The organism is Mesorhizobium sp. BR1-1-13 (genome assembly GCF_020165515.1).
Taxonomy (GTDB): Bacteria; Pseudomonadota; Alphaproteobacteria; order Rhizobiales; family Rhizobiaceae; genus Mesorhizobium.
This window is the reverse complement of record NZ_JAIUIH010000015.1, coordinates 65,122-76,879: the sequence shown is the minus strand read 5'-3', so window position 1 is coordinate 76,879 and position 11,758 is coordinate 65,122. Positions and strand designations below refer to the sequence as shown.

General features: G+C 58.3%; 10 protein-coding genes and 1 pseudogene. 8 read left to right on the top strand and 3 right to left on the bottom strand.

Going from position 1 to position 11,758, the window contains the following annotated elements:
- The first annotated feature begins 78 nt into the window (after window positions 1-78).
- The 4 genes and pseudogenes from LB533_RS26650 to LB533_RS30235 all read left to right on the top strand — a co-directional run.
- A complete protein-coding gene (locus tag LB533_RS26650) occupies window positions 79-1,161 on the top strand; it encodes an ABC transporter ATP-binding protein (RefSeq protein WP_140644132.1) in 1,083 nt (360 codons plus the stop codon).
- The gene (locus tag LB533_RS26645; RefSeq protein WP_224678610.1) at window positions 1,162-2,217 is read left to right on the top strand and encodes a hypothetical protein; all 1,056 of its coding nucleotides are present in this window, start codon (window positions 1,162-1,164) and stop codon (window positions 2,215-2,217) included.
- A gap of 81 nt (window positions 2,218-2,298) precedes the next feature.
- Window positions 2,299-3,297, top strand: coding sequence for a sugar-binding transcriptional regulator (locus tag LB533_RS26640; protein WP_224678609.1), 999 nt, complete (start codon window positions 2,299-2,301; stop codon window positions 3,295-3,297).
- A gap of 152 nt (window positions 3,298-3,449) precedes the next feature.
- Window positions 3,450-3,753 (top strand): annotated as a pseudogene (locus tag LB533_RS30235) (IS630 family transposase); the annotation flags it as partial.
- On the opposite strand, the gene LB533_RS26630 reads toward LB533_RS30235, so the two are convergent.
- The gene (locus LB533_RS26630; RefSeq protein WP_140644138.1) at window positions 3,752-4,177 is read right to left on the bottom strand and encodes a hypothetical protein; all 426 of its coding nucleotides are present in this window, start codon (window positions 4,175-4,177) and stop codon (window positions 3,752-3,754) included. The pseudogene LB533_RS30235 and the gene LB533_RS26630 overlap by 2 nt on opposite strands.
- Window positions 4,178-4,331: 154 nt before the next feature.
- On the opposite strand from LB533_RS26630, the gene LB533_RS26625 reads away from it, so the two are divergent.
- Together LB533_RS26625 and LB533_RS26620 are read left to right on the top strand one after the other, a co-directional pair.
- The gene (locus LB533_RS26625) at window positions 4,332-4,499 is read left to right on the top strand and encodes a DUF779 domain-containing protein (protein ID WP_411908900.1); all 168 of its coding nucleotides are present in this window, start codon (window positions 4,332-4,334) and stop codon (window positions 4,497-4,499) included.
- 383 nt (window positions 4,500-4,882) lie between these two features.
- Complete coding sequence (locus LB533_RS26620; RefSeq protein ID WP_318011245.1) at window positions 4,883-5,074, top strand: hypothetical protein; 192 nt, start codon at window positions 4,883-4,885, stop codon at window positions 5,072-5,074.
- 2,107 nt (window positions 5,075-7,181) lie between these two features.
- Here the strand turns inward: LB533_RS26620 and LB533_RS26615 are convergent.
- Window positions 7,182-7,367 (bottom strand): hypothetical protein, encoded by a 186-nt coding sequence (locus LB533_RS26615; RefSeq protein WP_224678608.1) that lies wholly within the window; start codon window positions 7,365-7,367, stop codon window positions 7,182-7,184.
- A 103-nt stretch (window positions 7,368-7,470) separates the two neighbouring features.
- Window positions 7,471-7,773, bottom strand: coding sequence for a DUF1236 domain-containing protein (locus LB533_RS26610; protein ID WP_224678607.1), 303 nt, complete (start codon window positions 7,771-7,773; stop codon window positions 7,471-7,473).
- 74 nt (window positions 7,774-7,847) lie between these two features.
- On the opposite strand from LB533_RS26610, the gene LB533_RS26605 reads away from it, so the two are divergent.
- Both LB533_RS26605 and LB533_RS26600 read left to right on the top strand, forming a co-directional pair.
- Window positions 7,848-8,306: a hypothetical protein gene (locus tag LB533_RS26605; RefSeq protein WP_224678606.1), complete on the top strand. Its 459-nt coding sequence runs from the start codon at window positions 7,848-7,850 to the stop codon at window positions 8,304-8,306.
- A 726-nt stretch (window positions 8,307-9,032) separates the two neighbouring features.
- Complete coding sequence (locus LB533_RS26600) at window positions 9,033-11,657, top strand: EAL domain-containing protein (protein WP_224678643.1); 2,625 nt, start codon at window positions 9,033-9,035, stop codon at window positions 11,655-11,657.
- Window positions 11,658-11,758 lie beyond the last annotated feature (101 nt).

Genomic DNA, 11,758 nt, shown 5'->3' with positions numbered 1-11,758 from the left:
ACCGCATTCGATCGTTACCGGTGTCTCGCACGGCGAAGTGGTAGCCAAGGGCAAGGGCAATCGAAGGAATCGCAATTTATGGCGTCAGTCACCATCAACAACATCAGGAAAGAGTATGGCGCCGTCGAGGTCATCCATGGGCTCGATCTTTCGATCGAAGATGGCCAGTTCGTCGTCTTGTTGGGACCGTCCGGCTGCGGCAAGTCCACTCTGTTGCGCATGATAGCCGGTCTTGAGCCAATCACGTCCGGTGGGATCGCCATAGGCGACAAGGTCGTCAACACTCTTCATCCCAAAGATCGAAACATCGCGATGGTCTTCCAGAATTACGCGCTTTACGCGCATATGACCGTCTTCGACAACATGGCCTTCTCCATGCAGTTGAAGAAACGGTCTAAGGAAGAAATCAAACAAAAGGTGGGATGGGCAGCCTCGATCCTCAACCTCACTCCCTACCTCGAACGGTATCCCCGCCAGCTCTCGGGCGGCCAGCGGCAGCGCGTTGCGATGGGCCGAGCCATCGTGCGAGATCCAACCGTATTCCTGTTTGACGAGCCGCTATCCAACCTCGACGCCAAACTGCGCGTGCAGATGCGGACTGAAATCAAGGAACTCCATCAGCGCCTGAAGACCACCACCGTGTATGTCACGCACGACCAGATCGAGGCTATGACCATGGCCGATATCATCGTCATCATGCGCGACGGCTACATCGAGCAGATGGGCCGGCCGCTCGATGTCTACGATCACCCGGCAAACCTCTTTGTCGCCTCCTTCATCGGCTCGCCTGCAATGAACTTGTTCCATGGCGAGGTGGCACCTGAGCGCGACGCCTGGGTGGTGCGATCCGACAAGCTGTCCCTCCCGCTGCCCCCGAAGGCTGCGGTCCACCCCGGGCAAAAGGTAATCTATGGCATTCGCCCCGAACATCTTCGACCGGTAGCAAACGGAAGCGGCATCGCAACGACAGTCAAAGTCGTGGAGCCGACTGGCCCCGAGATCCATATCTTTGCAAGCATGGGCGACATCGCGATCTGCTCGGTGCTGCATGACCGCATGGAACTCTCTCCCGGGGCGGTGATCCATCTGGAGCCCACCCCTGACCGAATCCACCTGTTCGATCAAGACACCGGCAAACGGCTGGACAACGAGAGAAATTGAATGGCACGAATCGTTATCCTCGGCGCCGGCGTCATGGGCTCTGCCATGACCCTTCCGGCTGCTCACGCAGGTAACCGCATCACTCTCGTTGGCACCCATCTCGATGAGGAGATCATTGGCTCCGTGACGGGTACAGGTCGTCATCCGCGCCTCAACATCACTCTGCCTGGCGCCGTAACAGCCTGTTCCTGGACTGAATTCGGGGCAGCGATAAATGAGCGACCCGATCTGCTGGTACTCGGCGTCTCGTCGGCCGGCGTTCCCTGGGCGATCGACCGCATTGCGGAAAGCATCAAGTCGCCTGTGCCAATACTGATGGTTACAAAAGGCCTCGCCGGGAGCGAGGCAGGCATTGAAATCCTGCCACATCAGCTTGCTCGCGAAATTGAACGACGCACCGCCCTGACGATCCCCGTAATGGCTGTTGGCGGACCGTGCATTGCGGGCGAACTGGCGGCACAGCGTGATACCTCAGTGATTGTGGCCGGGCACGACCCCGACCAGATCGCCAAGGCGTCTCACATGCTGCGAGCCCCTTTCTATCACGTGCGAGCGTCATCCGATCTCATCGGTGTCGAGATCTGCGCCGCTTTCAAGAATTTCTACACGCTTGCCGTTGGCGCTCCGGTCGGGCTGCTGGAGCACGACGACAAGGCGCCAAATGGTGCCCTCATGCACAATCTTGCCTCGTCGCTTTTTTCGCAATCGCTCGCCGAGATGGGCATTTTGGTCGAAGCGCTGGGGGGAAGAATCGAAACAGTGCAGGGATTGGCGGGCTCCGGTGATCTTTATGTGACCTGCCAAGCGGGCCGCAACGGCCGGATGGGACGCTTGCTTGGCCGCGGCCTGCCCTATTCCGTAGCCAAGCGTGACCATATGAGTTCAGACACGGTCGAGGGAGCGCAACTGGCGCTGGATCTTGGCCAAACGTTGGAGAAAATGATGGCACAGGGTGCGCTTCCGGGCGATCGCCTGCCGCTCACGGCTGCCATCATCGACGCGATTTGCAATGATGCTCCGCTGGCCTTGTCCTTCGATCGCTATCACCGATGCTAAGGGCGATGCCAGAAAGTCATATCGATTCGGACACGGCGCCGCCGAGCCGTTCGTAGCCCGCGCAGTGGACAGAATGTTGTGATGGAGAAACCACCACGAAAGAAACGTGACGGCCGCCAGGCCGCATCCAACTCCGTTTCAACCGATCGCGAGGAAGGGCTCCTCGTCCGCGCCGCCTGGCTGGCTTATGTCGCAGACCTCACGCAAGCGCAAATCGCCAAGTCTCTTGGTCTAACCCGCCTTCGCGTCAACCGGATGCTGGCGCAGGCCCGCGAGCGGGGGATCGTTCAGATCCGCATCAATTCGAAGGTGGCGAACTGCATCGAGCTGGAGAACCGGTTGCGTCACAGCTACGGCGTCTCGGATCCAATCGTGGTTCCGACACCGCCCGATCCTGCTCTGCTACCACAAGTCATCGCAGCCGCCGCGGGGCAAGCCCTGTCGCTCAGGATCTGCGATGGGATATCGGTGGGCGTGGGGTGGGGTCGGACGCTCCAACTCAGCCTCCGGTCGGTGACCGTACGTCCGGTCAAGGGGATGTCCGTCGTTTCCTTGCTCGGCGGCCTCACGCGCGGGTCGGCGATCAATATCTATGAGATGGCCTCCCGGCTCGCCGCGCTTTTCGAGGCGGAATGTTTCTACATCGCGGCACCGGTGTTCACCGATACCGAGGCCACGCGCGATCTGCTGATGCGCCAGTCTATCCTGGAAGATGCCTTTACCCATGCGCGCGACGTCGACGCCGCTTTTGTTTCAGTCGGCGCGGTGCACAAGGACGCCACCATCTTTCGGATCGGACTGATAGGCGAGGACGATCTCATATCGCTGCACGAAGCAGGCGCCGTCGGCGATATTTGCGGCCATTGGATCGATGCCGATGGGCAGCTCGTCGATCACCCGCTCAACCATCGTGTGATCGGCCTCGCCCCGCAAAACCTGCGCGACATCGAAACCGTGATCCTGCCCTCCGGTGGCCTCGACAAGGTCCCGGTGTTGCGCGCCGTGCTGCGTCTCGGTGTCGTCGATGTTTTGATCACCGACGAGCAAACCGCTGAGGCAATCCTTGCAGAAAAGCCATAGCGCAGATCTGCCAGCATCTGCGCCCTCGAGGATAAGAAGCGACGAGGTAGTCATGCGCAAAGTTGCGATGCCGACTGCATCGTGCGTCGGGCAAGCCAACTCGTTTCGGTCGACAAACGTTTCGGTACATCTCGTCGCTACGCGTTGCTAGACTAAGCGCCTCGCTGGGCAGTCGCGGCTGCACGTTCAAACATGGATTGGAGCAGGACCGGCCAGACATCCCGAAGCGACGCCGCCTCGGCCCGTGGCTAGCCCGAACTCTATCCCGTCCGGTTCGCCTCCGCTGACGCGGCCTGTCAATCAAGATGGGGCTGCTGGGGCCGCGCTCCACGCGGCGAGCGCTGTCGGGCCGGCCTGTACCATGGCCACTGGAAGATCACCACTTTCACCAGGGCGCTGCGGCTGACCGGCATGACCGCGCCGTTCGTCTATGATGGCGCCATGAACGGCGGCGTCACACGCCCTTAGCGACGTTCTCGATCAGCCTGACGACCAAATTGCGAAACCTCTCCGGAGACCTATCCCCTATGTTTCCAACAGCCTCGGCTACCATACCAGGTGAGGAAACCGACACCTCGCCACTTAGCTGGACGTTGACCGTGAATGCCCTTTTGGCTGTCTTTTTCAATCCTGGCTTTCGGTAGAGTCGGAACCGAACAGAGGGCATTAACACTCCGCCCCGGCGGCGCGGTGCGGTATCTATGTCGATGGTCATCTCGCCCGCCACCTCTGCCCTGGCCGCTTCCAACGACGCAACCACGACATCGTTTAGCCAAGCCCTGGCTTGGGTGCCAAAGTCCGCCATCGAAGCATTCCCATCCTCCTCTTGCTCGCGGTGGGCTGTCTTGCCGCGCTCAAGGGCTTCTTTGAACCTATTCATCCCAATCGCCTCCGACTTGTCTGCGCATGAAGCTGATCCTCAGATCGGCGACTGCGCGGCCATTCAATAGAACGCATGCTGTCGGTGTACGTTGTGTGGGCTGGCTCCTGCGGTCGAGGCGCTCCTCGTCGAGACCATCGCCGATCACCGCCCAGTGCTGTTCCCCCAGTCCGGCTGCTGCTGCGACGGGTCTTCGCGGATGTGCTATCCGTGTGGCGATTTCATCATCGGCGAAAATGATGTCAGGCTGCGCGAAATCGGTGACACGCCGGTGTGTTCGGAAGCGCAGCGGCGCCAAGGCAGGACCGTCGTCGAGCTGTAGGAAGCGCTGCGAGGTCATGCGGTCATTGAAGCGTCTCATCGCGGCCGATAACGCTGCGCAAAGAAAACGCCAAGCTTGAAACTGAGCTTGCCATCCTCACGGCAATGACGCGTGCAGGCCGACAGCTCTAACGATGGTGTATTTTCTTGTCCGGCGTTCGCTCCAATAGGTGGCGACTGCGCTTGATAATTTTCAGGGCTTCATCTCGGGTAAGACCGCATTTGCGCGCATCCCGCAGTCGGATTGCTTGCCGCGACTTCGTCCACCCTAGACCACAGGCGAGGAGACATCGGCAGCAGAGAACATTAGCTTCTGCTACTTGACGCGATAGCCGGCCGCACCAGACTCCAAAGAATGGCAAGGGCTTTAATGTTGGCGATGAAGTGGCGATCGACGCCTCCGTCCTGAGACGCGTCACCGACGAGCGGGTGAGCGTATCGATCCCGACCTATGGCTTCCCATATTCCATTCGTGACAGCACGACGCAGGTGTTCAAAGGCCAAATGATCGAGCTGATCGGCAGCGTCACGCGGATCGAGAAGGACGCCGTACTGTTAGCCTGGGCGGACCGATAGTGACGGTTTCTCCTGACGTCGTCAGGCTTATGGCAGCCTATAAGGCAGCGACGAGGAAGGCGCCCTTGGTGGACAAGCCGACATAAATGCCGCGGGCTCAAACGGCATTCCTGCGCTGTCAGGCCTTCCCTGCAGGTCTCCATGCCGAGAACCTGATCATTTTAACTGGGCGAGCCAGCAAGAAGTCCCGCGGCTAAAAAACCGCCCCCCAATTGCCCCGGATGACTCTGCCCTGTCCACACCTTATTAACAAATGCTATTTCGGATGGCTCAGGGTGTGCTTTGCTGATATGTTTCTTTGGCGGAACCCCAACCCCGCCGGCCGGCGTCTCCAAGCAGGTTACTTACCCCACCCGCCCCCAAGAGGCGCCGGCCACCTTGCCGCGCGGCGAATACTGCCCCGAGCTGGCCGCAGGGTCCGATATCGAGCCTCTGTATTGGGCAGCCTCAATCCATAGTGCGAGCGCAATAGCTGGCGACCGCCCCTTTACTTTCAAATCGCGGCCTCGATAGCCTCCGGCCGCAATCCACACCGTCTTGGAACGTTGATCGATCGTGATGCCCAGCGCACTCGCACGGGCGCATAGCTCTGCGTTATTTCGAGACATTCTTTCTCGAGCTCCGTTGCCCCCCTCCTGGCTGCAGACGCAACAAACATGCACTGTTGCGTAACAGGATTGTGTGGGCTGGAGACTGGGCGTGTTGCTGGCCAGGCGCTACCTCCCGCCGCGGCCTGGCGCGCTCAAGACAATAAAAAGCCCGCCGGCTTTGACCGGCGGGCAGTCCACGGGGAAGACCGCCAATGGGATGCGGTCCGGCCTCACAACCCTGATGTCTCGGTGTTTGTTCCACCGGAGCAATTTAGCTCGTCAGCAAAAAAATGTTCCCGCAGGAGCGCCCCGCAATAACAATGTCAATTTTATCTGAGCCCACTCATGACAAAATAAGTGAGGGCCTACCGGAACGAAGTTTGCTGACGCTATGGCCCCTTGGCATCCGACGACCGTCGATCCCCCCAGCCCCCGCCCATCGGCGTTCGTGCTTTTTCCTGTGCGCCTAGGTAACAACCTCAGAAGGCCATGGAACAGCGGCGCGGGTGGGAAATATTGGGAAGGATCAACAAGGCAAAACGGAAGCCGCTGCCCACCGCTCCATTCACGGCAGCGGCGGGCGTTCCCCAGGCATTAGAGGGAATTCAGGTCGGGAGCGTTGGGGCACCCGAACTGAGCAGCACCAAACACATTAGATCGATGGAAAGTTCCAGCCGGTGCAAAAAATATCCGCCAGGTGGTACCGGCGGGCACGGAGTGTCCTAAAGTAGCAATTAAGTATATGGTGCATTTCGTACTAGTCACGAAGGTGTTTTATTACCCGCAATCGCCATTCCAAGGTATGGCACTAGAAAAGAGAGGGATGAGACGTGGACGGTGTTCGACCTGTTCACCGGCTTGCCGGCTGAAATTCAAGGCCATCCATATATCGACCTCGAAATGGATTAGGCCAACGAACTAGCTGCTGTGCTTAATGTCGCTGACCGAATTTGAAGGGACGCCAGTTAGGGACGAGAGCAGACAACTCGGCGGCAAGTCATGTGATATCAGCGGCGGCTCGATGAACTTGAGCTGATCCTCAACGTTACACATGCACTCGACACTCCGAACCCGATTCAAGCCGGTCGGATCGTTTGTCCCCATTATGTTCGACCGGGTGAGGAGGTGCTCATGCTGATCAATTGCCTTCAGTGCAACGGCGACGGCTTTTGGAGGCTTCCGGTCGAAGACATTGACGATCGGTACGACCTTACAATCGCTACCATGATCTATGCTGATGGAAAGCGTTGGCCCGCCATGTCGGAAGAACCGATTGAGAAAGTTCCCAGCGGTAACCCCGTTGCTTACGAATTCCCTTGCTTCAAGTGTCGCGGACTAGGCGAAATCGAGATGGCGGTAATTGGGACGGCACTGGGGTCGTTGCGTTCATCTCCCCGAAGGCTTTCGAACTGATCTCCCGGTAAGGACCTTCACGCGTCGAGGGATTGCAGTTGTGAAGCCCCAGCGCCGGGCATCAAGACATAGCCGAAAGGCAACCGCGCAGTGCGTCCGAATGTCTAACTGGCAGAGCCCTTTAAGCCTTTCCAAAACTTGGCTTCGCGCACTAAGGAGCTCCAGTCGGCGCCGATGAGCTTGATCAGGCCGCGCGCCTCTGCCTCGGAGATGCCGACCTCTTTAGCCAAGCGCCGGGCAAAGAACTGAATGCCCGGATCATCTTCGCGTCCGCCGGCGGTATCTGTCATCGGAACCTCCTTTTTGGCTCCGAACTTGCCGGCGATGGTTTCGTTTCACGGGGAATAAAAAAAGCCCGCCGGCCGAAGCTAAGGGGCTAAGGATTAAGTTGGCTCAGTGCAGAACTTGGACGATCTGGTGGGTATCAGGGTCGACCAGGACTGTCTGATCGTTGATGACGGCCACTCGATATTTGACATTAGGAACCTCACGGAGTTCGACAGTGTCCGGAACCGAGGAGCCAAGTTTCAGTTCGACACCGAGAAGATTCACGGACGCCAGAGGCTGCTTTTTGACGTATTCGCGGACGACCGTTTCCTGCTCGGGTTGTAGAACGACGACATTGCCGGCAATTGCGGTGGTAATCCCGCTCATCAACACGATCGCCGATGCTGAAATTGGAATACGAACATTCATTTGTCTCTCCGTGTCAGGTTCGCCCTTCACAGCATCAACTAACTTCAGAGAGCGAAGTTCCCTCGCAACAAACCTTGGGCAGCACCGATTCGAGCGAAAATCCCGCCGGCCGGAACGTCGATGACGACAGACGGCGGAGCCCGGAACAAAGAAAAGCGCCGTTAGTTTCACCCGCAGGGCACTCAAACAGAAGGACGAGCATGATGAAAATGGCTATGGTAATCGCGCTTACGGTGTCGTTTTCTGCGGGCTCTGCAATCGCGGCATGTCCGGACAAATCGGCTGCCAACACGGGCGCCGACACCCAACAGACCGCCGGTATTTCGAAAGATGGTACCCACGCGCCCTTGGAGACTCCGAAGGCCAAGGACAGTGCCGGCAAACCGGCCGCCAAGGATGGCAGCACAATGCCGTTGGCAGGGGCGGAAGGCGGCGGTGACAAGAATCTCGCAACATCGCAGCAGGATATCGAGGCGCAGCAGCATGGCGAGAAGACCGCGGCGGCAAAGGCCGACGACAGCTGCAATGACTGACGACGGAACAGGGCCGGAGCGGTTGTCGGCTCCGGCCTTTTCATCAAGCCTCACAGAAGGTCGCGCATCGCGCTCCCTTCTTGCGCTTTTTCTTAGGTGCCGGCGTCGCGCAAGGAATTTCGGCCTTCAGCCGTTTCTCCCGGAGCCGAGCTGTCTTCTCATCCCGTTCCGCGCGCTCTACCTCGATCAGTTCCCGCGCAGCATCCGAGGTGCGCTCCTTTCTGTCTCGTCTTTCCTTCTCGGTGAGCCGTTGACCTTCTCGCATCGTTGCCCTGACTAGACGGTACCGCGCAAATGTTGCCGCACAGAACGATTGTCATCAGATCGGGTTCCGCTGGACTGCAAAAGCCCGCCACCTTTCCATAGCGGGAGCGAATCATCCTCCCCGCAGCACGCGCCAGGCGGTGACGAGCGACGCCAGCGCCGCGGCCGCGACAGACGGAAGGACCGCGACGGATGGTTGTCGGGCAAAAGTTATTGGAAGGCCACTACGAACCCGTCGCGACTGCCAGCGCTGGCGCGACACGCGCTTCCGACCGTTTCGCTTCCTCCTCGATCTGTCGTCCGGACCGACAGCTCAGCGTTGATCACCAGCGGTCTTTCTAAATTTTGAGCAGAGGAACCAAGGTTCGATTAAGTCTTCTTCTATACTCTGTAACAGTCGGAAGTTGCACCGACCGAGATTCCACCTTGCCATTTGCCATTCATCAGCGCTTCCGCACCTTGATGACCTGGACCAGTCTTCCGGCTGTGGTCGCCCTCGTCGTGCTGTTAAGTGCGGGAATCTATGCTGATCATCAAAATAGCATTGTTGCCGAACAGGCATTGCGCGTTGACGTTGCGAAGGAGATGAACCTCGTCCGCGCCAATCTCGAGGGCAACGTCAATGGAGACCTTCAACTGACGCGCGGTCTGATCGCGACCATCGTTACCGAGCCGAATATGAGCCAAACCCGCTTTGCCAAGCTGGCAAAGAGCCTCTTTCGCGAGAAGACACAGGTCAGAAACATTGCCGCTGCCCCCGGCCTGGTCATCTCGTTGATGTATCCAATGGAAGGCAATGAAAAGGCCGTTGGATTGGACTTTCGCAAGGATGAAGAATTGCGTGAAGCGGCACTTCGGGCGCGCGATACCAAACAACTGGTTCTGGCCGGACCGGTGGAGCTCAAGCAAGGAGGTCAGGCCTTTATCGGCCGATTTCCGGTCTTCCTTGACCCTGATCGCCCTACCGAGACGTTCTGGGGCATTGTGGCTGCGGTAATCGACATTCAGAAGCTGTACGAGGACAGCGGTCTTTTAGACAAGAAACTGTCGATCGAGATCGCTCTGACGGGCAAGGACGCTCTGGGCCGAAGCGGCGCGCGATTTTTCGGTCCCGCGCGGGTGGCGGAAGACAACCCCGTTACGGCGGAGGTGCGGTTGCCGACAGGATCGTGGCAGATTTCCGCCGTCCCCAAGGGTGGCTGGAATGCGACGCCCCGGAACGCTTGGATTTTGCGATTGGCAATGCTCATCGGCGGCGCTCTAGTCGTGGTTCCGATTGTCATTGCGGGACGGCTTTTCGAGCAACGGCATAAGCATTACGCCGATCTGCGCCGGAGCGAACGAAGGCTCGCACAGCTTTCAGAGAGGCTGGAGCTTGCCCTCGATGCCTCGCAAATTGGCGTCTGGGAACAGGATCTCGACGCGGACATCATATACTGGGACGACCGGTTGAACGAAATCTATGGAAAGCCGGCAGATGGCAAACTGAGAACCTTCGAAGAGTGGTCAAGATCAATCCACCCCGACGATTGTGAACAGGCCAAGCGGGATTTCGCGCAGGGGATAGCGACCGGCATATACTCTTCGGAATATCGTGTAATGCTTCCCAACGGAGCTATTCGACATCTTCGCGCGCGTGCCAAGAGTTACAAGGACGGCACTGACCACAAAATGGTCGGAGCGGAATGGGACGTGACGGCGGACGTCGCCCTGACGCTGGAGTTGGAACGGGCAAAAAACCTCGCCGAAACGAAGAATGCTGAGCTAGAGGCGGCGACGGCGCGCAATGAACATACAGCGCTTCACGATTCTCTGACCGGCCTTCCAAATCGCCGCCACCTCGACACGGTCCTCGATTCTCAGGCCGCTACAGTATCGACGGCTGGCAGCGGCGCCGCGCTTCTGCATCTTGATCTCGATCGCTTTAAACAGATCAATGACACGCTTGGCCATGCTGTCGGCGACGCCGTGCTGATCCATACCGCGAAGGTGCTGACATCGACTGTTGGGCCGGCAGATTTCGTTGCCCGAGTCGGAGGCGATGAGTTTGTCGTAGTCTGCAGCCGGGACATCTCAATGGAGCAACTCAAGCAGTTGGCCGACCGGATCATACAGCGATTGCGGCAGCCGGTTCCCTATAAGGACCACCAGTGCCGTATTGGAGTCAGCATCGGGATCGCAGTCGATGGGGGCCGTCCCATTGACGGCCCACGCCTGATGGTCAACGCGGACATAGCGCTCTATCGGGCCAAAGGCCGAGGACGCAATCGGTATGAGTTCTTCACCGAAGATCTCCAGTCCGAGATCGTTCGGACCAAACGGGTGGCCGATGAAATCCTCGGAGGGTTGGAACGCAACGAGTTTGTTCCGCACTACCAGCTGCAATTCGACGCCAAAACGTTGGAGGTTGCCGGCGTGGAGGCGCTGGCCCGCTGGAACCATCCGATCGACGGACTTCAGCTGCCAGGTGGGTTCCTGAAAATTGCGGAAGAATTGAATGTCGTTTCGATTATTGACCGACTGGTGCTCAAACAAACTCTCCACGACTTTGATCAGTGGCAGAAAGCACGGCTGCTGGTTCCGCACGTCTCCGTGAACGTCTCTGCGAGACGGCTGCAGGATGAGGAACTGATCAACAGCCTGACTTCACTGTCAATAAAACCAGGAACCGTTTCCTTCGAGCTTCTGGAATCAATTTTCCTCGACGATAACGATGAGCTTATGGTGTGGAACGTCAACCAGATCAAGGAACTCGGAATCGACATCGAAATTGACGATTTTGGCACCGGCCACGCCTCCATTGTCAGCTTGCTCAAACTGCAACCAAGACGGCTGAAAATTGCACGCCAGCTAATTAGTCCAATCGCAGAATCAGTCCAGCAGCGCGAGGTCGTAGAATCGATTGTGCAGATTGGCAGGTCCTTGGGGGTGGAAGTCATCGCCGAAGGTGTCGAGACAATGCTGCAGGCCAAGATCCTCAAGGATTTGGGCTGCGACATCTTGCAAGGCTATGTGCTCAGCCGACCCATGAGCGCATATAAGATCATGGAGTTTTTAAGCAGCCGGCGAATGCGCTCAGCATCCTGAGATCGATCCACGCCATAACGATCATCACGGCTCCGTCCTGGTGTGCGCCTGCTCCCGGTTCGGCTTGGCGGACGACCTTTCTATCCGCTCAGAAATCGCCA

Bases quoted from the DNA above. Each gene is read 5' to 3' on its own strand.
- LB533_RS26630 (WP_140644138.1), bottom strand. From the start codon at position 4,177: ATGAATAGGTTCAAAGAAGCCCTTGAGCGCGGCAAGACAGCCCACCGC.
- LB533_RS26650 (WP_140644132.1), top strand. From the start codon at position 79: ATGGCGTCAGTCACCATCAACAACATCAGGAAAGAGTATGGCGCCGTC.
- LB533_RS26600 (WP_224678643.1), top strand. From the start codon at position 9,033: ATGACCTGGACCAGTCTTCCGGCTGTGGTCGCCCTCGTCGTGCTGTTA.
- LB533_RS26610 (WP_224678607.1), bottom strand. From the start codon at position 7,773: ATGAATGTTCGTATTCCAATTTCAGCATCGGCGATCGTGTTGATGAGC.
- LB533_RS26645 (WP_224678610.1), top strand. From the start codon at position 1,162: ATGGCACGAATCGTTATCCTCGGCGCCGGCGTCATGGGCTCTGCCATG.
- LB533_RS26615 (WP_224678608.1), bottom strand. From the start codon at position 7,367: ATGACAGATACCGCCGGCGGACGCGAAGATGATCCGGGCATTCAGTTC.
- LB533_RS26640 (WP_224678609.1), top strand. From the start codon at position 2,299: ATGGAGAAACCACCACGAAAGAAACGTGACGGCCGCCAGGCCGCATCC.